Here is a 25,647-nt window from a genome sequence, read left to right as displayed (position 1 = left end):
CAGCTCATCGGCCACTTCCCGGAGCGCGAGAGCACAGGCGATGAACACCGGCTGACCGGATGCGGCGTCCGCGCGTCACCGACCGTGACCGGGGTCCCCGGTCCTGTTCATGTCCATCCCGCCGTCGCCACCCTCGCCTTCGGGCGTGGACTCGTCCGGCTGCGTGTTGGCCGTGCCGGTCTGCTCGTCGGCGAACGTCGGCCGGGTGTGTTCCTCGGCGAAGTCAGGTTCCCGTTCCATCTCGGCAGCGGTGACGGGGTCGATCTCAGGCGTGTTCATGCGTCCGTGAGTACCCGCTGACGAGCAGACCGATGCCTGCTGACCTGGCGTGCCGAAGACCATCATCGCCTCCCGGATCGCCTTGCGCCCGTCCGGCACCGTTCCAGCCGACGCTCCTCCCCCACTTGTCCTCCTCGGCACGCGAACGCCGCACATCCCTCGCACAGGTGGGACAAGCGGCGCCACGCCGTCTGATCCGCGTGCCGCGCGGCCCCGCCCGTCCCGCTCGATGGTCGCGTTGGGGCGGTGGGACCGGCTTCAGCGTTCTTCGTCGGACAGGCTGGACCGCACGGCGTCTTTGACGCGGTCGAACGCGGATACCCGGCCGGCAGGCAGGCATCCCTCCCACCACGGAGTGACAACGCCGGGTTCGTCAGGTGATGCGTCTGATGCGTCGCCGTGCCACGAGATCGATGACTGTCGCAACCGGACTGCGGATTGGCCGCCGCCCGCCCCGGGTATCCGACGCACACGTCGAGCAGTCGTCGTGTCGTGCGGCGGCGGAGGCGGTGATCGGGATGGATCCGGACCTCGCTGGGACGTCAGCGCGCGCGAACGGCCAACCGAGCGGCGGTGTGTGCGGGGAACGGTCTCACTCCGCATCGTCCGCCGACTCCCCGGCGGACAACCCGGACGGTCCTGCCATGACGGTCCGGGAACTCACCGATCTGGTGGACCAGGAGATCCAGAAGGCGTTGCACGAGACGAAGACCGCTTCGCCGGAGGACGCGGAGGTACACGCGCGCAGTGCGCGGGATCGCCTGCACGACGTCCTCGCCTTCGGCGTGCGAGCAGGCGATCAGCTTCCGCTGCGGCAGGCTCTCGCATGTGCCGGAGCGGCGTGCGAGCATCTCGAGTTCGGCGAACTGCTCGAGGCGCGTACGTTGCTGACGGCGGCGATCAGCCAGCTGGCGCTCGTGCGGTCCGCATCCCCTCAAGGCGCATGAACGCGTCCGTTGACGTGGGACCACGCGGGTTTGCCGGTGCGCGGGCCGGTAACCCAGCGTCCATGTCGATGGCGGAGTGGTGGCGCCGGGCCCGATCCGCCTATGCCGGTGGTGAGCAGCGACCGCTCGGCGGTTACCTCGCGTCACTGCTGTCGTACGCGGGGCTGGTCGGTGTCGCGGCGGCCGTCGGCAGGCAACGGGGCGCTCGTCTGCCGGAGCGGTGGTCCACCAGGGATGTGGTGTTGCTGTGGGTGGCCACGCACAAGGCGAGCCGGCTGGTGACGAAGAGCTCGGTCACCAGCGTGCTGCGGCACCGTTCACGCGTTATGACAGCGCCGCGGGCGAGGCGGAGGTTCTTTCTGGCGGCGGTACGCCGTGCGGCGCCGCGGCCTCCGGACGGTGTGCCTGCCGACAACCTCATCCGTGCAAGTAACGGGGGTGGAACACCTCGGAACCGGTGGCCGGGAACGCCTGACACCGGTGCTGCAGGCCATGGCGAAAGCGTCTCCCCCGACGACACCGCACCGCCGACCGCGCCCACGATCGACGAGGGCCCTCACACCGCTCAATTGACAGAGCCGGTGGTGGAGCCGATGTGCATGCCGTATTACGGTCACTGGTACGCCCATTTGTTCCGCGCCGGCTTGCATGGCCACTGTCACGCGCTCGTGCTGTCCTTTGGGTGCACATCGGCGGGTCGGGGACGGAGTGGGCGGATGACGGATGTCCGGCGGTTGGCTCGGCGGCTGCAGGTGTTGGAGGCGATCACCGACAGCGCGCTGCGCGAGCTGGACCTCGACAAGCTGTTCGACGTGTTGCTGCAGCAGGTGCGGGCGCTGTTCGCGGTCGACACGGTCACCGTGCTGTTGGTGGACCCCAGCGGTGGGCAGTTGGTGGCCAGGGCGACCGCCGGCCTGGAGGAAGAGGTTATCCAAGGGGTGCGGGTACCGGTGGGCTCGGGTTTCGCCGGTACGGTCGCCAACCGTCGGGAACCGGTGCAGATCGACCACGTCGACGCCTCCACCGTGGTCAACCCGTTGCTGTGGGAGCGTGGTCTTCGGGTCATGGTCGGCGTGCCAATGGTGGCACAGGGCAGGCTGATCGGCGTGCTGCACATCGGCAGCACCACGTCACGCCGGTTCACCGACGAGGACGTCGACCTGCTGCAGCTCGCTGCGGACCGGCTGGCGACGGCGGCGCACATGCACCGCTCGCGGTCCGAGTTGGCGGCGGCGGCCCTGCTGCAGGACAGCCTCCTGCCCGGCCGGCTGCCGACCACGCCCGTCTGGGAGTTCGCGGCCCGGTACGTGCCCGGTGCGGAGAACGGCGTGGGCGGCGACTGGTACGACGTGTTCGAACTGCCCGACGAGCGCATCGGTGTGGTGATCGGCGACGTGGTCGGCAGCGGGCTGCCCGCCGCCATCGTCATGGGGCGGCTGCGCAGCGCCCTGCGCGCCTACGCCCTGGAGTTCCCTGATCCGGCGGAGGTGCTCGGCAAGCTCGACCGCAAGGCCAGCCACTTCGAGCGCAGCACCATGGCCACGGTCGCCTACGCCGTGATCGACACCGCCACCGCCCGCGTCGACCTGGTGCTGGCCGGCCACCTGCCACCGGTGCTGGCCATCCCCGGTGAACCGGCCCGCCTCGTCGACGCCCCGCTCGGGCCGCCCATCGGGCACGATCTGGCAGTCACCGGCCGCCAGGGCACGACCCTTGATCTGCCGCCCGGCGCGCTGCTCGCGTTCTACACCGACGGGCTGGTCGAACGCCGTGGCGTGGATCTCGACAGCCGACTCGAGCAGCTGTGCCAACTCGTGGCGCCGGCAACCGCGGAGACGGCCTGTGCCCGGATCATGGCGGGCCTGGTCGGTAACCAACCGGCCACCGACGACATCGCCTTGCTCGTGACCCGCCACCGCCCCAGACCCGGCTGGCCAGTCTCGGCACCAACTGTACCCGTGTGACAGGGCTACGCCCCAGACGACGGTGCACCACCGGGGCGGGACCAATCGGTGCGATGACCACGGTTGGCCTCAGCGACGTTTCCGACCACCACGTCGCCATCCAAGTCGATCACGGTGTGCCTCTGTGATCTTGGTGTTCGGTGGGGAAGGACTGCCCGCCGTGCGTCGGATGTTGACCTTGGTCGATCGGGAGGAGATCTCCCGGGGGCTGGCCGAGTCGTTGGAGTACAACGAGATCGCGGTTCGGATCGGTCGTGACGCCTCGGTGGTGTCCCGTGAGGTGAATCGGCACGGCGGTCGCGGAACGTGGTCAACCGCCGGCTCAAGACGCTGTTCTGCCGACAGCGGCGACTGGGAGACCTTGTCGACTGGTGGGACGGCCGGTGCCCGGCCAGGCTCGGTCGAGGTGTTCGACGGGTGGCTCCCTCATCGGCTGCCCACCACTGGATTGGTGTGGCTTTCTTCTGGCGTGCACCCGCCGAACACCGTGTGGGGCACTTCGGGTGTGGCGGCCGGGAGGAGCTAAAAATGTCGGCGACAAGTTTAGCCGCCGATTCCCGGCGTAGGGGTCTACGTACATCCGCAGAGGCTCAATGCGGACGATTCGGCCGATCGGTCATTGCTTCTTGTGATCGGGAACGTTCCCATGCCACGCTGAGTCGGGATCAACACCTGGGCACCGGGTCCGTCGACCCGGGGTCGGCACCCCTGGAGCCACGAGCACCGATGACTGTCCGATGTAGAGCGACCGGTGATCGCCGCTCGGCCGACGCCGCCCGGAACCCGCACGAGGCCGCGTCGGTGTCCGTCACTCGTGGACTGCCGCCGTCCGGACCCGAGAACGACCGAGCCCGCCCGGCTCCACGCGATCAACCGTCTGGTCCGCCGCGGTGCCCAGTAGGAGCATCGAGCGGAAGAATGGAGTGACCATGGCGCGAGTGCTGATCCTGACCGCCGACGCCGCCGAGGAACTCGACTCGATGTATCCGGTCTTCCGCCTGCGCGAGGGCGGCCACGAGGCGATCGTGACCGCCCCCACGACGCGCGCGGTGAAGCTCGTGGTCCACGACTTCGAGCCCGGCTGGGACGCCTACACCGAGAAACCAGGCCACCTGCTGCCCGTGGACCTGGCGTTCGGCGAGGTGGACCCCGAAGACTACGACGCGCTGGTGATCCCGGGCGGCCGGGCGCCGGAGTACATCCGAACCGACCCGGACGTGGCCCGCGTCGTCGGGCACTTCTTCGACCGCGGGCTCCCGGTCGGCACGATCTGCCACGGCCCGCAGGTGCCGGCCGCGCTGGGGCTCCTGCGTGGTCGCACCACGGCCGCGTACCCGCCCCTGAAGTTCGACATGGAGCAGGCCGGCGCCGTGTTCGTGGACGAGCCCGACGTCGTGGACGGCGCGATGGTGTCCTGCCGGGGCTGGCCGGACCTACCCCTGTGGTCCCGCGCGTTCATGCAGGTGCTGGAGAAGTCGAGCGTCCGGGCCTGACGGAGTCGGTCCTGGCCGTCGCGCTCCCCCACCGACGCCGCCAACGCGATCCCCGGCGTGCTCGCCGAAGCGCTGGCCTACTCCCGCCCCGGGGTGCTGGAGATCGCCCTCCCACTGACCGCGCCGACGTGTGAGGGGCAGGCATGGTTGGAGCCGGAACCCGCCGTCGGCGGTCGCGGTGGTCTTGACCGTCCCGCCCAGCAGCACGGCCCGTTCCTGGAGGCCGACGAGCCCGTGGCGGGCACTGGGCAGCGACAGTGTCGGGCGGGTCGGCGGGTGATTTGGCCCGGTCGATTCCGCTGTTCAAGACGGCCCTCGCCAACAGCGAAAAATGGCGGGCCGCCGGCGCGGTGGCGAGTCGTCTGCTGGCCGGCACGCTCTACGCGAACTACTACGAGCTGCCGGCGGGCTGGCCCGAACCCCCGGCGCAGGACCCTGCGCTGGGGGAAGCGAACCGCCGAGGACTTCGCGGCGCTGTGCCGGGAGCGGGCGCGCACCTCCGGTGGCTCGGTCGCGGCGAACGGCATGGTGCTGGAGCAGAGCCAGATCCTGACCACGCACAACCTCGCCGTGCTGGTCGATGGCCTGAACCCTGACCGACGCGCTGCGCGAACGCGCGCCGGAGCTCGCGTGGCACACGTTCGGCTGGATCGTCCGCAGGCTGGCCCAGCGTGCGGCCCATCGGCACGCGGCATCTCCGGCGGTGGCGACTTCGGGCGGTTCGCCGCCGGGCATCTACGCGCCGCAGCAGCCCGGTACCCCGACGACCGCGCCACTCAGGAACTCGTCGGCGAGCTGCTGCGCCGCAGCCCCGAGTTCGCCGCGCTGTGGCCCAGCCCAGAGGTCTCCGATCAGCGCCACCTGAGCAAGACCATCGACCACCCGCAGCTCGGCCCGATCGCCCTGACCTGCGACATCCTCGTCGTGCCGGAGCGCGACCAGCACGTCGTGCTGTTCACCGCCGAACCCGGCACACCGGCCCACGAAGCACTGCGACTACTCTCAGTGATCGGCCTCCAACAGATGTGCTAGCCCGCGGCTGGTGGCAACGGCGTTCGTGGCCCGGCTGTTGTCGCAGGCCAGCTCGTCAACCTGGCGCGCGGCGGTTGGTCCACCACCGTGTTCAGCCGCTGACCGGCGGGGCAAGTCCCGATCGAGGTCCTGACCGACGAAGCTGATGGTGGTGCCCACCCTGTCGGCCACACTCGTCCCCGGTAGGCCCACCCCGGCACAACGCGGGTTGGGTGACCAGGCAGAGTGTGGAAGCGACCTGGACAGGCGCCAAGGCTCGAGGTCACGGACAGAAGGGAATGGTCGGTCGGATGTTCCGCCGTATCGCGATCGTCAACCGTGGAGAGGCCGCGATGCGGCTCATCCACGCGGCCCGGGAACTGGCCGAGGAGACCGGCACAGCGATCGACACGCTCGCCCTTCACACCGAAGTGGACCGTGGTGCCGCGTTCGTCCGCGAGGCGGACATCGCCTACGACCTCGGTCCCGCGTCCGCCCGCCCCTACCTCGACCTGAAGGTGCTCAAGAAGGCCCTGGTGGAGACCGGTGCCGACGCGGCGTGGGTGGGCTGGGGCTTCGTCGCGGAGGACCCGGCGTTCGCCGCGCTCTGCGACGAGATCGGGGTCACCTTCATCGGCCCGAGCGCCGACGCCATGCGCAGGCTCGGGGACAAGATCGGCTCCAAGCTGATCGCCGAGGAGGTCGGCGTCCCGGTCGCGCCGTGGAGCCGGGGTCCGGTGGAGTCGCTGGACGCCGCCCTGGAGGCCGCGGCCCGGATCGGCTACCCGCTGATGCTGAAGGCCACGGCGGGCGGCGGCGGGCGCGGCATCCGCGTGATCACCAGCGCGGCCGACCTCACCGACGCCTACGAGCGCACCAGCCAGGAGGCCGCGCGGGCGTTCGGCAGCGGGGTCGTGTTCCTCGAACGCCTGGTCACCGGGGCCCGGCACGTCGAGGTGCAGGTCATCGCGGACGGCCAGGGCACGGCGTGGGCGCTGGGCGTGCGCGACTGCTCCGTCCAGCGGCGCAACCAGAAGATCATCGAGGAGTCGGCGTCCCCGGTGCTCAGCGCCGACCAGGCCGCCGACCTCAAGGCGTCCGCCGAGCGGCTGACCGTCGCGGTCGGTTACCGGGGTGCGGCCACCGTGGAGTTCCTGTACCACCCCGGGGACAAGGCGTTCGCCTTCCTGGAGGTCAACACCCGCTTGCAGGTCGAGCACCCGATCACCGAGGCCACCACCGGGTTCGACCTGGTCAAAGCCCAGCTCCGGGTAGCAGCGGGCGACCGGCTGGAGGGCGAGCGGCCGGTCGAGCGCGGACACGCCGTCGAGGCCCGGCTCAACGCCGAGGACCCGGACCGGGACTTCGCGCCGTCGCCGGGACGCATCGCCCGGCTCAGCCTGCCCGCGGGTCCCGGCATCCGGGTGGACACCGGGTTCGGCGAGGGCGACACCATCCCGTCCGACTTCGACTCCATGATCGCCAAGATCATCGCCCACGGTCGCGACCGGGCCGAGGCGCTGGCCAGGCTGCGCCGGGCCATGGCCGACACCACGGTGGTCATCGACGGCGGCGCGACCAACAAGAGCTTCGTCCTCGACCTGCTCGACCAGCCGGCGGTCGTCGACGCGACCGCGGACACCGGCTGGATCGACCGGGTCCGGGGCGAAGGCGGGCTCATCGCGCACCGCCACTCCGCCGTGGCCGTCGCCGCCGCGGCCATCCAGGCGTACGAGGAAGAGGAGAGCGCCGAGCGGCAGCGGCTGCTGTCCACCGCGTTCGGCGGCCGGCCGCAGGTGCGGCACGAGAGCGGGCGCAAACTGGACCTCAAGCTGCGGGGTACCACGTACCGGGTCCGGGTCACCCGGGTCGGTGCGCAGCGGTTCCGGGTCGGCATCGAGGCGGGGACGCAGGTCCGTACCGCCGAGGTCGAGCTGGACCGGTTCGACCAGCACACCGGCCAGATCCGCGTCAACGGGACCCGCCACCGCCTGCTCGTGGGCACCACGGGGCCCGTGGTGCTGGTCGAGGTGGACGGCGTCGCGCACCGGGTCAGCCGCGAGGAGGGCGGCGTGCTGCGCTCCCCCGCGTCCGCGCTGGTCGTGGCCACCCCGGTCGGGGTCGGCGCCGAGGTGGAGGCCGGGGCGCCGGTGCTGGTCCTCGAAAGCATGAAGATGGAGACGGTGCTGCGCGCGCCGTTCGCCGCCCGCGTGAAGGAATGCGCGGTGGCCGTCGGCAGCCAGGTGGGAACCGGCGCCCCGCTGCTGCGGCTGGAACCGCTCGCCGAGAACGGCGCCGCGGACACCGCCGACACCGCCGCCGACCAGCCGGTCGAACTCGACCTGGCCGCCCTCCCGGACGTCTCCCCCGCCGACCGCGTCCGGCGCGGCCTGCAGGAGTTGCGCGGGCGACTGCTCGGCTTCGACGTCGACCCGGACGACGACGGCATGGTGCTGCGGGACTACCTCGCCGCACGGCAGGAGGCCACCGAGGCGGGCCGGCGGGCCCTGGCCGGGGAGGTCGCGCTGCTGACCGCGTTCGCCGACCTGGCCGAGCTGAGCCGCAACCGCCCCGCGGGCGAGGACACCGGCGACGAAAGCCACGTGCACAGCGCCCGCGAGTACTTCCACACCTACCTGCAGAGCCTGGACGTGGAGCGGTCGGGCCTGCCGGAGCGGTTCCGGCGCAGGCTCGCCAAGGCGCTCGGCCACTACGGCGTGACCAGCCTGGACCGCACCCCCGAGCTGGAAGCCGCCGTGTTCCGGATCTTCCTCGCCCTGCAGCGGGCCACGGCCGACGCGGGCGTCGTGGCCACGGTCCTGCGGTCCTGGCTGGACGAGGCGCCGCCGGACGAGGTGCTGCGCGAGCCGGTCGGGCTCGCCCTGGAGCACCTGGTCTCGGCGACCCAGGTGCGCTTCCCCGCGGTCTCCGACCTCGCGCGCGGCGTCGTGTTCGCCTGGCTCGGCCAGCCGCTGCTGCGCCGCAACCGGGCCCGCAGCTACGCCGACGTCCGCAAGCACGCGCGGTACCTGACCGTGAACCCGCACGCCGAGGACCGCGACGAACGGGTCGCCGCGATGGTGCGGACGACCGAGCCCCTCGTGCGGCTGCTCAGCCAGTACATGGAGCGCGACACGGTCGACAACGCGGTCATGCTGGAGGTGCTGACCCGGCGGTACTACGGCAACAAGCGCCTGGTCGACATCCGGACCAGCACGATCGGCGACCACACGTTCGTGACCGCCGAGCGCACCGACTTCACCGTGGTGTCCACCGCGACCCACTACGACGACCTGGGCGAGGCGTTGCGGAGCCTCGGGACACTGGCCTCGGGCACGGGTCCGCTGGAAGCCGACGTCTACCTGGCGTGGCGGAACCAGCCGGAGGAAGCCGCCGACCTGGCCGCCGAGCTGGCGACCGTGGTCGGCGCGCACCCGCTGCCCGACCAGATCCGCAGGCTCACGCTCACCGTCGCGGGCCGCGGCGGCGCGGTCGTGCACCAGCACGTCACGTTCCGCCCGTCGGACACCGGGATGGCCGAGGAACGGCTGATCCGGGGCCTGCACCCGTACATCGCCCAGCGGATGCAGCTCGAACGGCTGCGCGAGTTCGACCTCACGCGGCTGCCCTCGTCCGACGAGGATGTGTACCTGTTCCACTGCATCGCCCGTGACAACCGCGCCGACGAACGGATCGTGGCCTTCACCCAGGTCCGGGACCTGGTCGCCCTGCGCGACCACGACGGCCGCCTCGCGGCCCTGCCGACCGCGGAGAACATGCTGGCGACCTGCCTGGACTCGATCCGGCGCGCACAGTCCTTGCGGTCGTCGTCGGCCCGGTTCAACACCAACCGCATCGTGGTCTACGTCTGGCCCGCCAGCGACATCACCCTCGGCGAGCTGGAGATGCTCGCGAAGCGGATCCTGCCCACCACGGCGGGGGCGGGTCTCGAAGAGATCGAGTTCATCCTGCGGCAGCGGTTGGAGACCGGTGAGCTGGTGCGGGTCGCGCTGCGGATCTCGTTCGACGCCGCCGGAACCCCGTCGCTCAGCATCGGCGAGCCCTCCGACACGCCGATCCCGCCGTTGGACGGCTACCGGCAGAAGGTGCTGCGGGCGAGCAGCCGCAACACGGTGTACCCGTACGAGATCGCCGGCATGATCGGCGAGTTCACCGAGTACGACCTGGACGAGACCCACGCACTGGTGCCGGTGGACCGCCCGAAGGGGAAGAACACCGCGGCCATGGTCGCCGGTGTGGTCAGCACCCCGACCGCGCGGCACCCGGAGGGCGTCACCCGCGTCGTGCTGCTCGGCGACCCGACCGACTCCCTCGGCGCGCTGTCCGAACCGGAGTGCCGCCGGGTGATCGCCGCGCTGGACCTGGCCGAACGGCTCCAGGTCCCGGTGGAGTGGTACGCGTTGTCCGCGGGCGCCCGGATCTCCATGGAGTCCGGCACCGAGAACATGGACTGGGTGGCGGCGGCGCTCAGGCGGATCGTCGAGTTCACCCAGGCCGGCGGCGAGATCAACATCGTGGTCGCGGGTATCAACGTGGGAGCCCAGCCGTACTGGAACGCCGAGGCCACGATGCTCATGCACACCAAGGGCATCCTGGTGATGACGCCGGACTCGGCCATGGTGCTCACCGGCAAGCAGTCGCTGGACTTCTCCGGTGGTGTGTCCGCCGAGGACAACTTCGGCATCGGCGGGTACGACCGGGTCATGGGTCCGAACGGGCAAGCGCAGTACTGGGTGCCGGACCTGGTCTCGGCCCGGGACCTGCTGATGGCCTACTACGAGCACACCTACGTCGCACCCGGCGAGGACGGGCCGCGCCGCGTGGCGACGACCGACCCGCTCGACCGTGACATCACCGGCTACCCGCACCAGGCGGTGGGCAGCGACTTCACCAGCGTCGGGCAGATCTTCTCCTCGGAGCACAACCCGGACCGCAAGAAGCCGTTCGACATCCGGGTCGTCATGCGCGCGCTGTCCGATCAGGACCGTCCGGTGCTGGAACGCTGGGCGGGCATGGCCGACGCCGAGACGGCCGTCGTGCAGGACGCGCACTTGGGCGGCATCCCGGTCTGCCTGCTGGGCATCGAGTCCCGTCCGGTGGAACGGCGTGGCTTCCCGCCCACCGACGGCCCGGACACCTACACCGCGGGCACGTTGTTCCCGAGGTCGTCGAAGAAGGTGGCGCGGGCGATCAACGCGGCCAGCGGCAACCGGCCGGTCGTGGTGCTGGCGAACCTGTCCGGGTTCGACGGTTCACCGGAGTCGATGCGCAAACTCCAGTTGGAGTACGGCGCGGAGATCGGCCGGGCCGTGGTGAACTTCCAGGGGCCGATCGTGTTCTGCGTGATCTCCCGGTACCACGGTGGCGCGTTCGTCGTGTTCTCCAAGGCGCTGAACCCGAACATGACCGTGCTCGCGGTGGAGGGCTCGTTCGCCTCCGTGCTCGGTGGCGCGCCCGCGGCGGCGGTGGTGTTCACCCGCGAGGTCGCCGCCCGTACCGCGGCCGACCCCCGGATGCGGGACCTGGAGGCCAGGAGCGCGGCAGCGACCGGTACCGACCGGGCCGCGCTGACCGCCGAGCTCGACGAGCTGCGTTCGTCGGTCCGGGCCGAGAAGCTGAGCGAGGTCGCGGGCGAGTTCGACCGGGTCCACAGCATCGGGCGCGCGGTCGAGGTCGGTTCCGTCGACGCCGTGGTGCGGGCCGCCGAGCTCCGGTCGCGGATCATCGAGGCACTCGAGTCCCGGCAGGCGTAGCGAATCCGGCCGGGTCCGGGTCCGGGTCCGGTGACGAGGGGGCGGCACCGTAGTGAACCGCTCCCCGGAAGTTGGGCTGGGAATCCAGTTCCGTCTTCCGGGGAGCGGTTCGGCGTATCCGGGTAGTTCGTTGTCCGAGCGGCAGCGGGAGACCGTTGTCGCGTTGTTCGAGGCCGGGTACGGCGCGGACGTTGTGCCTGCCGATAACTCTGTCCATGCAGGTTGAAGGCGCTCCGTCGTAGTCGTTGTCGGCCGAGGTCGGCAGGTCCGGTCGGGAGGCGGCCCGGTACAGGGCGCCGAGCACGTGCCCGCCGGCGCCTCCTTGCCGCCGGCCGACCAGTCCCGGTGCCACCGCGACGCGGTCTGCGTCGAGACCCAACTCCGCCACCACGACGAGCGGCACACGCTTGGGCTTCCGGGCCCGATCGGGCTCGCCTGGGGATCGTGGAGGCTTCGGCACACCACGATTGCTCCGCACAGCAAGAGGAATCACCCGAAACGACTCACCCAATTGCCGAAGGATCTTTAATATGTGACCCTTGCCAAGATCTCGTGCGTACGGTTCCATCTGAGCAATTCGCACGCGGCAGGTTGTGTGCGTTCGGCACTACCTGGGATCGATGGAGGGTCTGTGGCCAAAAGGTTGAGTGTCGCGAGCGTTCTCGCGCTGATGGCGTCGATTCTGTTCGCCGCGCAACCCGCCGAGGCCGCGACCAGCCTGCACGTCAGCGGCACGCGAGTCGTCGAGGGGAACGGAAGCGCCTTCGTCATGCGGGGCGTGAACCACCCGCACGTCTGGTTCCCCGGCCAGACCGGTTCGTTCGCGGACATCAAGTCCTTTGGTGCCAACACGGTTCGCGTGGTGCTGGGCACCGGCAAGCGGTGGGGACCGAGCTCGGCCGCCGACGTTACCAACGTCATCTCGCTGTGCAAGCAGAACCGGTTGATCTGCGTGCTGGAGGCCCATGACACCACCGGGTACGGCGATCAGAGCGGAGCCGCGACCCTGGACCAGGCGGCGAGCTACTGGATCGGTGTCGCCGACGCGCTCAAGGGCCAGGAGAACTACGTTGTGATCAACGTGGGCAACGAGCCGTTCGGTACCAATCTGCTGGTGAGCCCGGCGTGGGCGAGCGCGACGAAGAACGCGATCAAGCGGTTGCGCGGAGCCGGGCTGCAGCACCTGCTGATGGTGGACGCGCCGATGTGGGGCCAGGACTGGCTGAACATCATGCGCAACAACGCCGCCTCGGTGTTCAACGCCGATCCGCAACGCAACACGGTGTTCTCCGTCCACATGTACGGCGTGTACAACACGGCGGCGAAGGTCAACGCGTACTTCGACGCGTTCCGTTCGGCGGGGCTGCCGCTGGTGGTGGGCGAGTTCGGGAACAAGCACAGCGACGGCGACCCGGACGAGGATGCGATCATGGCGCAGTCCCAGGCTCGTGGCATCGGCTATCTCGGCTGGTCGTGGAGCGGCAACGGCGGCGGGGTCGAGTACCTCGATCTGGTCCGTTCGTTCAACCCGGCGGACCTCACCCCGTGGGGCGAGCGCTTCCTCAACGGCCCCGACGGAGTGCGGCAGACGTCGAAGCAGGCCACCATCTACGACTGAAGCGAGGTTGCCCCACAAGACAATCCGACGACGCGGTCGACAACGGCCGGATCGACGTCGACCGGTTGCGAACGCGTCGGCGGAGTTGCCGTTGCCTCGTGCCGCCGACGGTCGTCCGGTGCACGCAGTCGACGTGTCACCGTGGTCGCGGCCGGATGGCGCCACGTGCCCGGAGCGCTCGTTCTGCCGCACGTCCAGCGGCCCACCCGACCGGGGCCAGGACGGCCTCCCGGCTCGAAGAATCGCATTACCGCGCAACGCTTCGACGTCGGCCTCGCCCTGGCCACCGGCCAGGCCTACAGCCGACCGTCACACCACAAGAAGGGCACCAAACCCCGCCGAACAGGTTAAAGACGAGCTAAGGGTCCCTAGCCGGTGACGCGCTGGAACGTCCATCGCTGGTTGGAGCCGCCGGTGTCGCGGTACTGGATCAGCGCGACACCGTCGGCCGTGCTGCCTCCGCTGACGTCGAGCACCTTGCCGCTGTGACGGTTGACCACGAGGAACACGCCACCGGTCTGCGGGCGCAACTGCCACTGCTGACTCGCCCGGCCGTCGGCGGTGGCCTGCACGACCCGCGCGCCGTCCGCCAGCGAGGACCCTGCCACGTCGAGCACCTTGCCGCTGCCGACGCACGTGATGGTGTGGTAGCCGTCCGCTGTGGCCTGGAAGGCCCAGTGCTGGTTCGGTTTGCCGGTGTCGGGCCACTGGATCACGGCGGCGCCGTCCGCGCCCGACCCACCGGAGACGTCGGCGACCTTGCCGCTGCGCGCGCTGACGCACTTGTAGGCCCTGGTGGGTGCGATGGTGTACTGCACCGAGTCCACGTCGACGTAGCCGGTGCCGTTCGGGTTGTAGGTGTAGATGCCGACCCGGTCACCGCGGTAACCGCCCCAGGTGAGCTGGTAGGTGCCACCGACCGGGGTGAACGAGCTCCCGTCGAGGCTGTAGGAGAACCGGCTGACCCCGTTGACATCCCACGAGGTGCGCAGCCACACGGCGTTCTGCGTGATCACCGGACCGTGGGTCAGGCTGCCGCCGACGTTGTGCGCGATCGTGGTGGTGGTCCCGGAGCGCCGGACACCCAACCCGGCGTAGGTCGCCGCGTAGTGGCACAGCCCGGCGTGCTGGCCGTCGTCGAGGCCCGCCAGTTCGAGGCGGACCGTCACCGTCGCGCCGCCGGCCGTACGCAGCACCCGTTGGGTGAGTGTGTTCCCGGCCTTGGTCAGGTTGTCGGCCACCAGCGGTGCGAACGCCTTCAACCGCAGGAAGCCGGGGCGTTCGGTCAACGACCACCGGTCCGCGCGCGGCTGGTAGTGCCACTCCCACTGCGGCTTGAGGCGGGCGTCGGTGAACAAGTCGCCGGTCACCACGGGGGGCAGTGCGTCGACCGGCAGACCGGGCGTGCCGCCGGCGGGCACACGGCCCGTCCACACCATGTTGCCGATGCCGTCCGCCCCCACCGAGCCCAGGATCGGCCAGCCGTCCACCCAGTTCACCGGCAGCAGGGACAGCACGCGCCCCTCCCAGCCGCCGTGGCCGTGGTGGGTCACAAAGTGCCATGCGCCGTCCGGAGCCTGCACCAGCCCGCCCTGGTTGGGCTCGCGGTCCACCGAGGTGTTGACGTGCTGCAGCTGCCGGGTCTCGAACGGGCCGTAGAGGCTGGAGCCGCGGTTCATCATGAGCACCCGGCCCTCGGACTTCACCTCGCTGAAGAGGTGGTAGTAGGTACCGTCGATCTTGTACAGCTTGTTGGCCTCGCTGCCCCTTGACTGGTGGATGACCGCGGACGGGCCGACCAGTGACTTCCCGTCCGTGGACAGCTTGAACAGGTGCACCTTGTAGGCGTCTGCGTAGTGCGTGGTGACCAGGTAGCCCTGGCCGTCGTCGTCCCAGAACGGGCACACGTCGTTCCAGCCGGAGGTCCGCCACAGCGCGTGCAACGGCTCCCACGGCCCGGTCGGCGACGGGGCAGACGTCATGAAGAAGCCTTCGTCGGGCGTGTTGAAGTACACCCAGTACCGCCCCGCGTGGTGGCGGATGGACCCGGCCCACACGCCACGGCCGTAGCGGTTCATCCGGTCCCAGTTCAGCTCCGGTCCGATGCGGGTGACATCGTCGACCGCGCTGCCGATCGTCCGCCAGTTGACGAGGTCCTTCGAGTGCAGGACGGCCATGCCGGGCGAGTACCCGAACGTGCTGGTGATGCCGTAGTAGTCGGCGCCGACCCGGATGCAGTCCCAGTCGCTGAGGTCGGCCGGGATGATGGGGTTGACGTAGGTGCCGTCACCCTGGTCGCCCCACATGCCAGCCGGAGGTGGGGCCGCCGCCGCCGTGCCTGGTGGCAGCAGGCCCGGCAGCACGAGCGCCCCGGTGCCGACCGCGGCGAGCCTGCCGAGCTGTCGTCTGGTGATGTCCACGATTCTGTCCTTGGTTGGGAACCATCAAGAGAAGTCCCCCACCGGCACCTTGCCTCGCAGCCTGGATGTTCACGCTCACATCCGGATCAGACTAGCGACAGGGAAGACGGAGGGGGTTAGGGGGCGATAAGCGACCACCGACCAGAACCGGCCGCACCGACTTGGATTGTTAGCGTTAATAATCAGCGCCTCACGGACACCAGCACCGACAGTCAGCTGTGGCAGGTCGTCCGGGTGAGTTGATCCGCATTTCCGTGGTGTGATTGGTGAAGGCACCACCAACGGGACGGCACCCGGCGCGACGCCAGGTGCCGTGCCCGGCGAACTTGGAGAGGTTCGGACGTGATCGGCTGGGCGAACACCATCCACAGACCAGGAGTCCGCCGTGTCAGGGCTAGCGTTCCAGGCGACCGGGGTCTCCGGGTGCGCTCCGGCGCACGAGCCAGGCTTCGGTGATGTGGGTGAACATGGCTTCGGCGGCCCCTGCCGGGTCGTGTGCCGCGATCCGTTCGTAGATGCGACGGTGTCCCTGGTTGGACGCCACGCACAGGGCGCGTTCGCTTCTGCCCGTGTAGCGGGCGGTGTTGATGACCTGGCTCTCCAGAGAGCGCACGACGCCCCGGGCGATGCGGTTGCCCGACGCCTGCATGATCGTGTCGTGGAAGGCGTGATCCTGCTCGCGGTAGGCGATGGGGTCGTCGACGAGTTGGTCCATCCGGTCCACGAGGGCGCGTAGCCGGTCGATCGTGTCGTGGTCGGCGGTACGGGCGGCGACCTGGGCCATGTCCGACTCCAGCAGCCGGCGGGTGACCACCAGGTCGTCCAGGACGCCCAGGGTCTCGTCCTCGGCGATGACGGCTCCGAGGACGAGTTCGTCGAGCGTGTTCCACATCGACGACGGGGTGATCACCGTGCCGGCGCCTTGGCGCACCTGGACCAGGCCCTTCTCCTGGAGGATCTTCACCGCTTCGCGGATGACGGTCCGGCTCACCGAGAAGGTCTCGCCGAGAGTGGGCTCGGACGGCAACGACGTCCCGGAGGGATGAACCCCGCGCACGATGCGTCCCACGAGCTCGGCGGTGACCGCCCTCGCGAGGTTCGTCGGCCGACGCGTCCACTCCGGAGCGGCGGGCGCGCCCGCGATCGGTTGCTGGCCTGATGCCGTCATCTTTCCTCCGGTCGCGCTCGCGCCCACGTGCGCTGAGCACGTGGGCAAGTGTACTGAAATACAGGCGTTGACGTCATACGTCATACGAGTTACGTTCATCGCATCTCGTCGGGCCCTCCGTCGCCCGGCCACCGTCTGGAGAAGTGAGCAGCAATGAAGCAGCGCACACTATGGTCTGCTGCCCTGGTCATGGGGTTGGCGTTGGCCGCGGGTTGCGGGAGCGCCGCGGGACCGGGTTCCCCGTCCGGCAACTCGGGCGACAAGCTCGTGGTCTGGGACTGGAAGTCCGGTGACGCGAAGGCGGCCGGCTACGTGGAGAAGGCCAAGGCCGATTTCGCCAAGAAGCACCCGGGCGTCGAGGTCGAGTTCGTGGCCCAGCCGTTCGACCAGTACTACACGCTGCTCGGGGCGGCGATCCAGTCCGGCAAGGGACCTGACGTCATCCTGTTCAACGGGGGCGGTCAGATCCGTGACCGGGCCGACGCGCTCGCCCCGCTGGACACCTACGTCGCCGAGGACAGGCAGCGGCTGGCCGGCTGGGACGCGTTCACCAAGGACGGGAAGACCTACGCGGCACCGGTGACGCTGCAAGGACATCCCCTCTACTACAACAAGGCGCTCTACGAGCAGGCGGGACTGAACCCGGACGCTCCGGCCAAGACGTGGGACGACTTCGTCAAGAACTGCGGCGTCATCACCGAGAAGACCGGCGCGAAGTGCTTCGCGCTGGGCAACAAGGAGGGCATCGGCATCCAGTTCTTCCTGTCGGCCCTGGGATCGGCGACCCTGACGCCGCAGGAGTACGACGACTGGATCGCCGGAAAGCGGAACTGGGCCTCGTCGGACGTGAAGCGGATCTTCGAGCTCTGGAAGCAGGCCAACGACGCCGGCCTGAACAACGACGGCGCCAACTCCACCGCGATGTTCAACGACGCGTTCGCGGTCTTCCAGTCCGGCAAGGCCGCGAACGTCATCGGTCTGATGTCCGACGTCGGGCACTGGAAGGATTTCGCCGAGTTCCTCGGTGCGGACGAGGTCGGCGTCATGGACGCGCCCTTGGTCAACCCCGCGGCGACGCCGAGCCTGCCGTATGACGGTGGTATCGGGTACGGGGTCGCGAAGTGGGCCAAGGACCCGAAGGTCGCCGCGGACCTGGTGCGGTCGCTGACCTCGACCGACGCCCTGAGCGCCTTCTACGCCGACGGTGGCGCGATCGCGTCCGACACCACGATCGACCTCTCCGAGGGCGGCCCGGCCGTCAAGACGATCGTCTCGGAGGTCAAGACCGGCAAGCCCGCCCTCCACGTCGCCCTGTCCTCCAAGACGGTCGACCTGATGGGACGCCTCTCCCAGCAGTTGCTCAGCGGCTCGATCACCGTGGATGAAGTGGTGCAGCAGCTGGCCGCCTCCGACAAGACGGGCTGATCGGCGTGGCCGGACATTCTTTGTCCTCGGTCGGCCCGGCTCCGGCCGGGCCGACCGAGGGGGCCGCGATCGCCCCACCGGCACGCCGACCGCATCCGGCCGGGCCGTCGTCACGGCGCAACCGTCGCGGGTCGCGGGCCGAGCGCCTGGCGCCGTTCGTCCTGCTGGCGCCCGCGGTCCTGATCATCGTCGCGCTACGCCTGTGGCCGCTGCTGCTCGGGGTCAACTTCTCCTTCACCGGTGACGGCGACCGCAACGGCATGTGGGTCGGCCTGGACAACTACCTGACCCTGCTGGATGATCCGCTGTTCCGCACCGCGTTGGGCAACGTCGGCCTGCTCGTGCTGCTGCTCCCCGTCGCGGTGGCGATCCCGGGGCTGCTCGCCACGTTCGTCTACCTGCGGGTGCCCGGACACCGGGTCTACCGGGGCGTCTACTTCTTCCCGGCCGTGCTCTCCCCCGTGATCGTCGGGGCGATCTTCAACCTGCTCCTCGCCTACGACGGTCCGCTCAACACGGTCCTCGGCGGGGTGGGCCTCGGGCCGGTCGACTGGCTCGGCGACCCGGACGTGGCGATCTTCGCGGTCGTCGGCGTGCACGTCTGGGCCACGTTCGGCATGGCCCTGGTCGTGTTCCTGGCCGGGTTCGCCACCCTCGACCCCTCGCTGCTGGACGCCGCCAAGGTGGACGGCGCATCCCTCCCCCAGACCATCCGGCACGTGATCATCCCCGCCCTGTCCCGCACCATCCAGTTCGTCTTCGTCACCACGATGATCGGCATGCTGACGTCGATGTTCGGCCTGCTGTACGTGATGACCAGCGGCGGCCCCGAGGGATCCACCTACCTGCCCGAGTACTACGTCTGGATCCAGCAGGGACAGATGAACCAACCCGCGCTCGCCTCCGCGGCGTCGACCGCCCTATTCCTGATCATGCTCGTGGTGGGGCTGGTCCAAATCGGCATCCTGCGACGCGCGGGCAAGGAGGAATGATGTCCGGCACCCGGTTGACGAAGTGGGTCGTCGCGGTCCCGATGGCCGCGCTCGCGCTGGCCACGATCTACCCCCTGGTGTTCACCGCCAACGTCGCCATGAAGACCCGCCGCGAGTACATCCTCGACCGGTTCTCCCTGTCCGACTCGCTGCACTGGGAGAACATCGTCAAGGCGTGGACGAGCGTCGGGATGTCCCGGTACTTCCTGAACTCGGTGATCGTCGTGGCGTGCTCGGTCGTGCTGCTGTTGCTGCTCGGGTCGATGGCCGGCTTCGCGCTCGCCCGGCTGCGCTTCCGCGGCTCGTCCACGCTCTTCCTGGGCATCCTCGCCGCGCTGTTCGTCCCCTTCCAGGTGATCATGGTGCCGCTGGCGCGGATCATGGCCGACACCGGCCTCGTCGACACCTACCCGGGACTGGTACTCGCCTACGTCGCGCAGTTCCTCCCGTTCACGATCTTCCTGATGACCAGTTACTACTCGACCGTGCCGCCGGAGATCGTGGACGCGGCGCGCATCGACGGGAACACCGTGTACGGCGTGTACTGGCGGATCATGCTCCCGATGGGCGCACCGGCACTGCTGTCGGTCGGCGTGCTCAACGCCCTCTTCTGCTGGAACGACGTGCTCATCTCCCTGCTCATGATGCCGTCGGCGGAGAACCGCACGCTCATGGTCGGGGTCACCTCGTTGCGCGGGCAGTACTCCGACGACATCCCCACGTTCGCCTCCGGCGTGCTGATCGCCGCGGTACCCGTCCTCCTCGTCTACCTGTTCCTGCAACGCCAGATCGCCGACGGCGTCACCGCCGGGGCCACGAAGGGCTGACATGCGCATCACCGGTTACCGGACCCTCACGGCCGTCCAGGACTGGCGCCGGCCGGTCGGCGACGCCAACGGCGTCTACGCCGACGGCGTCACCGAGATGCCGATCGTCATCGTCGAGACGGACGTGGGCGTCACCGGCGTCGGGCTCGGATCACACGTGCAGGTCGAGACCGTCTTCGCCGCCATCGAAGGCGAAGACCCGCGTGCTGTCACCGCCCTCTACGACAGGATGCTGCGCCGCACGTTCAAGGCCGGTCACGCGGGCGCGGTGTTCGGCACCATCGGCGCACTCGACACCGCGCTGTGGGACATCAAGGCACAGGCAGCCGGCGAACCGCTGTGGCGACTGCTCGGCGGACGCGACCGCCGCGTGCCCGCCTACGCCTCGGGCCTGGACATCGCCCTGGACGACGACGAACTCGTCGCGCTGTACCAGACCTACGCCGACCGCGGACTGCGCGCGGCGAAGATCAAAGGCGGCCTCGACATCGAGCGCGACCGGCACCGCCTCGCCCTGGTCCGTGACGTCCTCACCGACGCCGGCCACGGGACACGACCAGGCCTGATGCTCGACGTCAACGAGACCTGGACGCGCAAGCAGGCGGTCCGCCACGTCGGCGAGCTCGAACGAACCCTGGACCTGACCTGGATCGAGGAACCCGTCCGGCGGTGGGACGTGGAAGGACACGCGACCGTCGGCCGCGGAATCCGCGCCTCGGTCGCCACCGGCGAGAACCTCACCGGGCTCGAACAGCACCGCCCGCTCATCGCGGCCGGAGCGGTCGACATCGTGCAGACGGCGGCGGTGTGGGGTGTCACCCACTTCCTACGGGTCTCCGCCCTCGCGCACGCCCACGACCTCCCCGTCAGCCCCATCGGCACCACACCGGTCGGCCTGCTGCACGCCGCGACGTCGGTGCCCAACCACCTGGTCAGCGAACTCCAGGACCTCCGGCCACCGTCGGGCGTCTCCGTCGACCTGCACGTCGAGGACGGCGCGTTCATCCTCGGCGACCGCCCCGGCCTGGGCATCCGCCTCGACGAGGAGGCGATCGCCGCGTCCCGCCGTCGACTCCCCGATCCGAGGTCCGACGGTTCCCACATCCGGCCCGAACGCGCCGGACACCGCCTGCTCCCGGTCGACGCGGGCAGGGAACCGAAGAGCGCCACTCTCAACGCATGAACCGAATGCCGCCGGCAACCTGGAGGAGACCGACGTGGACCGCGCACAGCGCTATGGCATGGTCATCCGGCTACGCCCGGACCGACGCGAGGAATACCTGCGGCTGCACGCGGCGGTCTGGCCCTCCGTCGAGCGGATGCTGCTCGACGCCAACATCCGCAACTTCACCATCTTCCTGCACGACGACCTGCTCTTCGGCTACTACGAGTACATCGGTGACGACCACGCCGCCGATCAGGCCCGCATCGCCGCCGACCCCGAAACGCAGCGCTGGTTGGCCTTGACCGACCCCTGCCAGGAGTCCCTGGCCGAACCCGGCTCCGGCAACCGGTGGGCGCCGATGCGGGAGATCTGGCACCTGACCGGGCACCCGACCCCGGGACAACCCGGCGAGAGCCTGCTCCCCAGTTGACCAACGGCGGACCAACCGGCAGCACTGCTGGTTGGTCCGCAGAGGACGCACAGCGTCGTGACCACGCCAGATTTCGACTACATCGTCAAGCAATATGGATGGACGGAGCGATCGACCATGGGTGACTTCGACGGACTGGTGGCTCTGGTCACCGGTGGTGGTTCGGGGATCGGTCGGAGCACGGCCGAGCTGCTGTCCGACCGCGGTGCGCGGGTGGCCGTGCTCGACCTGGTGGCGAGCGACCTCCCGAGCGACATGTTCTTCGTGCGGACGGACGTCACGGACGACCAGGGTGTCCGCGACGCCGTGGAGGCGGTGGTCGGGCACTTCGGCGGCCTCGACGTGGTGGTGAACAACGCGGGGATCGGAGCACAGGGCGACGTGACCGCCGCCACCGACGAGGAGTGGCTCAGGGTGTTCGACGTCAACGTGTTCGGGATGGCCCGGGTGGCCCGCGCCTGCTTGCCCCACCTCCGCACCTCCCGCGCCCCCGCCATCGTGAACACCGGCTCGATCGCGGGGACCGCGGGTCTGCCGCAGCGTGCGGTTTACACGGCGAGCAAGGGCGCGGTGCACGCGTTGACCCGCGCGCTCGCCGCCGACCACGTGCGTGAGGGCATCCGGGTGAACGCCGTCGCTCCCGGCACCGCAGACACCCCGTGGGTGCGGAGGCTGCTCGACTCGGCGCCGGACCCGGCGGCCGAGCGCGCGGCACTGGAGGCCAGGCAGCCGCACGGCCGTCTGGTCCAGGCCGAGGAGATCGCCGCGGCGATCGCGTTCCTCGCAAGCCCCCTGTCGGGTTCGACCACCGGGACGGTGCTCGCCGTCGACGGCGGCATGGACGGGCTCCGGCTGCGCCCGCAGGTCTGACACCCGCACGTCTGGCACCCGCACGCCTGGCACAGTGAATCGAGGAACGATGGCCACCGATCAGGTCGCCGGCGACAAGAACCCCTTGCCGAGGCTGGGGTTGGGCACCTCCCCGCTGGGCAACCTCTACACCGAGGTGACCGACAGCCAGGCCCGCGCCGTGGTCGACGCGGCGTGGGAGGCGGGTGTCCGGAGTTTCGACACCGCTCCGCACTACGGGCTGGGACTGGCGGAACGACGGCTCGGCGCCGCCCTGGCGGACCGTCCGCGCGCGGAGTTCGTGCTGTCCACCAAAGTAGGACGGCTGCTGGTGCCCGATCCGGCGGGAGCGGGGCGGCGGGACGACGACGGCTTCGCGGTACCGGCAACCCAGCGCCGCGTGTGGGACTTCAGCGCGGCCGGCGTGCTGCGCAGTCTGGAGTCCTCGCTCGAACGCCTCGGGCTCGACCGGGTGGACGTGGTCTACGTGCACGACCCGGACGACCACTGGGACCAGGCGGTGGGCGAGGCGGTGCCCGCGCTGGTGGAACTGCGCGAACAGGGCGTGATCGGCGCGGTCGGTGTCGGGATGAACCAGTGGCGGATGCCCGCCCGGTTCGTGCGCGAGTCCGATGTGGACGTGGTCATGCTCGCCGGCCGCTACACCCTGCTGGAGCAGCCCGCGTTGGCCGAGTTCCTCCCGCTGTGCGCGGAGCGCGGGGTGGACGTCGTCGTCGCCGGGGTGTTCAACTCCGGTCTGCTGGCCCAGCACGAGGTGCCGGACGACGCCACCCACGACTACCGGGCGGCGCCGGCGGACCTGATCGACCGTGCCCGGCGGATCGCCGCGGTCTGCGCACGGCACGGCACGACCCTGCCGGCAGCGGCGCTGTGGTTCCCCTTCGGGCACCCGGCGGTGACCGGCGCGGTCGTCGGAGCCCGCACCGAGGCCGAGATCCGCGCGAACGTCGCCGCACTCACCGCGCCACCTCCCCTCGGGCTGTGGGCGGAACTGCGCGGCGAAGGGCTGCTCGCGGCCGACGCGCCGGCCCCGTGACGCCGCGCCGCGGTCCGTGACCCCGTTGCCGCGGAAGGACACGCGGTGGAGAACCAGAACAGATTCGACTCGAACGAATGAGGAACGGCATGCGACTGTTGAGGGTGGGCGACCCCGGATCCGAGGTTCCCGTGGTGCTGGACGAGTCCGGTCACGCGCGTGACCTGCGCTCCGTGACGAGTCAGATCGGTGGTGACTTCCTGGCCGGCGGCGGTGTGTCGCGGGTTCGCGACGCCTTGGCCGGTGGCGGCCTGCCGACGATGGACATCACGCGGATGCGGATCGGCGCACCGGTCGCCCGCCCGGGTGCCCTGGTGTGCATCGGGCTCAACTACTCCGACCACGCGGCCGAGACGGCGGCGGAACCGCCCCGCGAGCCCGTGGTGTTCATGAAGGCCACCAACACCGTCGTCGGACCGAACGATACCGTGCTGGTGCCCAGGACGAGCGTGACCACCGACTACGAGGTGGAGCTGGCCGTCGTGCTGGGCGCCACCGCGCGCTACCTGGACAGCCCGCAGGACGCGGCGGCGGTGATCGCGGGATACGCGATCTCCAACGACGTCAGCGAGCGCGACTTCCAGCTCAAGCGGGGCGGCCAGTGGACCAAGGGCAAGTCCTGCGAGACGTTCAACCCGTTGGGGCCCTGGCTGGTCACCGCCGACGAGGTGGGCGACCCGCAGGCCCTCGGGTTGAGGCTGAGCGTCAACGGGGAGCTCCGGCAGGACGGCAATACCGCGAACATGCTGTTCGGCGTGCACCACATCGTCTGGTACCTCAGCCAGTTCATGGTCCTGGAACCCGGTGACGTGGTGAACACGGGCACGCCGGCGGGTGTGGCGCTCGGGGCCAACGACTTCGGGTACCTGCGCGAAGGCGACACCGTCGAGGTCGGCATCGACCGCTTGGGCGTGCAGCGGCACCTGGTCGGGCAGGCGTGACCGCGATGCGTCGGATCGACGCCCACCACCACCTTTGGGATCTTGCCGCCCGCCCGCAGGACTGGCTCGACGGGCCGGACCTGGCGCCGATCCGGCGTGACTTCGGGCCGGCTGACCTGCGTGCGGTGACCAGTGCGGCCGGGGTGGACGCCACGGTTCTGGTCCAGGTGCTCCCCGACATCGAGGAGACGGTGGAGTTCCTCGCCTTGGCGGGGAAGTCCGATCTGGTCGCGGGTGTCGTGGGGTGGGTGGACCTCACCGCGCCCGACGTCGCCGGGCAGTTGGACCGGCTGCGTTGCGGACCGGGCGGCGACCGGCTGGTGGGTGTCCGGCACCTGGTGCAGGCCGAGTCCGATCCGGCGTGGCTGGTGCGTCCCGACGTGCTCGCCGGATTGCGTGCGGTGCGTGACGCCGGACTGGTCTACGACTTGTTGACCCTTCCGCACCAGTTGCCGGCGGCGGTGGAAGCGGTGCGGGCGGTGCCGGACCTGGTGTTCGTGCTGGATCACCTGTCCAAACCGGACATCGCCGGCCGCGCGCTCCAGCCGTGGGCGACCCGCCTGTCGGCGCTGGCCGCCGAACCCAACGTGGTCGCGAAGGTGTCCGGCCTCGTGACCGAGGCGGCTCGGCCGCGGTGGACCGTGGCAGATCTGCGACCCTACGTCGACATCGCGCTGGAGGCGTTCGGTCCGGACCGGCTCATGGTCGGCACCGATTGGCCGGTCTGCCTGCTCGCCGCTTCCTACGAACAGGTCGTCGATGCCGCCGAGCAGCTGACGGCCGGCCTGACCGCCGCCGAGCACGCCCAAGTCTTCGGTGGCACGGCCACCGGCGTCTACCGGTTGGGGAACAGCTGATGCGCACCGTGCGGTTGGCTTACGGGGAGACGGGTCTGGATCTGCGGGTCGATCCGGCGGTGACGACCGTGGTGACGCCCCGGCACCACCAGGCCACCGAACCGCCGGGTGAGGTCCTGCGCCGGGCGCTGCGTGCGCCGGTTGCCGGTCCACCGTTGCGGGAACGCGTGCGCCGGGGCCAGACCGTGGCGATCTCCGCGTGTGACGGGACGCGCCCGCAGCCGCGGGAGTTGATGATCCCGGCGATCCTGGAGGAACTGGACGGCCTGGTCGACCTCGACGACGTCGTGGTGCTGGTGGCGACGGGCACGCACCGGGGCAACTCCGAGGCCGAGCTGCGTCGGATGTTCGGCGACGAGGTGGTCGACTCGGTGCGGATCGTCAACCACGACGCCCGCGACCTGAGCAGCCTGACGTGGATGGGCGAGTT

Annotated in this window: 19 protein-coding genes and 1 pseudogene; 17 read left to right on the top strand and 3 right to left on the bottom strand. The window is 70.1% G+C overall.

Annotated elements, in window-relative coordinates; all coding sequences use genetic code 11:
* Window positions 1-75: 75 nt before the first annotated feature.
* On the bottom strand, window positions 76-279 hold the full coding sequence (locus ALI22I_RS05630; RefSeq protein WP_077004512.1) for a hypothetical protein: 204 nt from the start codon (window positions 277-279) through the stop codon (window positions 76-78).
* Window positions 280-923: 644 nt separating this feature from the next.
* Between ALI22I_RS05630 and ALI22I_RS05625 the strand changes: the two genes are divergently transcribed.
* The 7 genes and pseudogenes from ALI22I_RS05625 to ALI22I_RS05590 all read left to right on the top strand — a co-directional run bounded on the left by ALI22I_RS05625 (window position 924) and on the right by ALI22I_RS05590 (window position 13,086).
* A complete protein-coding gene (locus tag ALI22I_RS05625; protein ID WP_077004463.1) occupies window positions 924-1,226 on the top strand; it encodes a hypothetical protein in 303 nt (100 codons plus the stop codon).
* 716 nt (window positions 1,227-1,942) lie between these two features.
* A complete protein-coding gene (locus ALI22I_RS05620; RefSeq protein ID WP_077004462.1) occupies window positions 1,943-3,190 on the top strand; it encodes a PP2C family protein-serine/threonine phosphatase in 1,248 nt (415 codons plus the stop codon).
* 169 nt (window positions 3,191-3,359) lie between these two features.
* Window positions 3,360-3,500, top strand: a pseudogene (locus ALI22I_RS55370) (helix-turn-helix domain-containing protein); the annotation flags it as partial.
* 619 nt (window positions 3,501-4,119) lie between these two features.
* On the top strand, window positions 4,120-4,683 hold the full coding sequence (locus tag ALI22I_RS05610) for a DJ-1/PfpI family protein (protein WP_077004461.1): 564 nt from the start codon (window positions 4,120-4,122) through the stop codon (window positions 4,681-4,683).
* Window positions 4,684-5,313: 630 nt separating this feature from the next.
* Window positions 5,314-5,715, top strand: a complete 402-nt coding sequence (locus ALI22I_RS05600) for an MmyB family transcriptional regulator (protein WP_143531984.1) — start codon at window positions 5,314-5,316, stop codon at window positions 5,713-5,715.
* A 290-nt stretch (window positions 5,716-6,005) separates the two neighbouring features.
* The gene (locus tag ALI22I_RS05595; RefSeq protein ID WP_077004511.1) at window positions 6,006-11,468 is read left to right on the top strand and encodes an ATP-binding protein; all 5,463 of its coding nucleotides are present in this window, start codon (window positions 6,006-6,008) and stop codon (window positions 11,466-11,468) included.
* Window positions 11,469-12,099: 631 nt separating this feature from the next.
* Window positions 12,100-13,086, top strand: a complete 987-nt coding sequence (locus ALI22I_RS05590; protein ID WP_238598131.1) for a glycoside hydrolase family 5 protein — start codon at window positions 12,100-12,102, stop codon at window positions 13,084-13,086.
* Window positions 13,087-13,454: 368 nt separating this feature from the next.
* Here the strand turns inward: ALI22I_RS05590 and ALI22I_RS05585 are convergent, their stop codons facing one another.
* Together ALI22I_RS05585 and ALI22I_RS05580 are read right to left on the bottom strand one after the other, a co-directional pair.
* Window positions 13,455-15,506, bottom strand: coding sequence for a family 43 glycosylhydrolase (locus tag ALI22I_RS05585; RefSeq protein ID WP_077004458.1), 2,052 nt, complete (start codon window positions 15,504-15,506; stop codon window positions 13,455-13,457).
* Window positions 15,507-15,900: 394 nt separating this feature from the next.
* Window positions 15,901-16,674 (bottom strand): FadR/GntR family transcriptional regulator, encoded by a 774-nt coding sequence (locus ALI22I_RS05580; protein WP_077004457.1) that lies wholly within the window; start codon window positions 16,672-16,674, stop codon window positions 15,901-15,903.
* 153 nt (window positions 16,675-16,827) lie between these two features.
* Here ALI22I_RS05580 and ALI22I_RS05575 point away from each other — a divergent pair, with 153 nt between their 5' ends.
* The 10 genes from ALI22I_RS05575 to ALI22I_RS05530 form a co-directional block, all read left to right on the top strand.
* Entirely contained in the window at window positions 16,828-18,099 is a 1,272-nt protein-coding gene (locus ALI22I_RS05575) for an ABC transporter substrate-binding protein (RefSeq protein ID WP_077004456.1), read from the top strand.
* A 5-nt stretch (window positions 18,100-18,104) separates the two neighbouring features.
* On the top strand, window positions 18,105-19,091 hold the full coding sequence (locus ALI22I_RS05570) for a carbohydrate ABC transporter permease (RefSeq protein ID WP_179118109.1): 987 nt from the start codon (window positions 18,105-18,107) through the stop codon (window positions 19,089-19,091).
* Window positions 19,088-19,918 (top strand): carbohydrate ABC transporter permease, encoded by an 831-nt coding sequence (locus tag ALI22I_RS05565; protein WP_238598130.1) that lies wholly within the window; start codon window positions 19,088-19,090, stop codon window positions 19,916-19,918. Before ALI22I_RS05570 ends, ALI22I_RS05565 begins: the two co-directional genes overlap by 4 nt.
* Before the next feature lies 1 nt (window position 19,919).
* Window positions 19,920-21,101: a mandelate racemase/muconate lactonizing enzyme family protein gene (locus tag ALI22I_RS05560; RefSeq protein WP_077004454.1), complete on the top strand. Its 1,182-nt coding sequence runs from the start codon at window positions 19,920-19,922 to the stop codon at window positions 21,099-21,101.
* Window positions 21,102-21,135: 34 nt separating this feature from the next.
* A complete protein-coding gene (locus ALI22I_RS05555) occupies window positions 21,136-21,513 on the top strand; it encodes an L-rhamnose mutarotase (protein ID WP_238598129.1) in 378 nt (125 codons plus the stop codon).
* A 117-nt stretch (window positions 21,514-21,630) separates the two neighbouring features.
* On the top strand, window positions 21,631-22,383 hold the full coding sequence (locus ALI22I_RS05550; protein ID WP_077004452.1) for an SDR family NAD(P)-dependent oxidoreductase: 753 nt from the start codon (window positions 21,631-21,633) through the stop codon (window positions 22,381-22,383).
* A 49-nt stretch (window positions 22,384-22,432) separates the two neighbouring features.
* Window positions 22,433-23,419 carry an aldo/keto reductase gene (locus ALI22I_RS05545; protein WP_077004451.1) on the top strand — a complete coding sequence of 329 codons (987 nt, stop codon included), beginning with the start codon at window positions 22,433-22,435 and terminating at the stop codon, window positions 23,417-23,419.
* An 89-nt stretch (window positions 23,420-23,508) separates the two neighbouring features.
* The gene (locus ALI22I_RS05540; protein WP_077004450.1) at window positions 23,509-24,360 is read left to right on the top strand and encodes a fumarylacetoacetate hydrolase family protein; all 852 of its coding nucleotides are present in this window, start codon (window positions 23,509-23,511) and stop codon (window positions 24,358-24,360) included.
* Window positions 24,361-24,365: 5 nt separating this feature from the next.
* Window positions 24,366-25,217 carry an amidohydrolase family protein gene (locus tag ALI22I_RS05535; RefSeq protein WP_077004509.1) on the top strand — a complete coding sequence of 284 codons (852 nt, stop codon included), beginning with the start codon at window positions 24,366-24,368 and terminating at the stop codon, window positions 25,215-25,217.
* Window positions 25,217-25,647: lactate racemase domain-containing protein (locus ALI22I_RS05530; RefSeq protein ID WP_143531983.1), on the top strand; the 431-nt coding region annotated here is incomplete at its 3' end. The genes ALI22I_RS05535 and ALI22I_RS05530, both read left to right, overlap by 1 nt.

It is taken from the genome of Saccharothrix sp. ALI-22-I (assembly GCF_001984175.1).
Classification (GTDB): Bacteria; Actinomycetota; Actinomycetes; order Mycobacteriales; family Pseudonocardiaceae; genus Actinosynnema.
The sequence above is the reverse complement of the archived record's forward strand: the minus strand, read 5'-3'. Positions and strand labels throughout refer to the sequence as shown.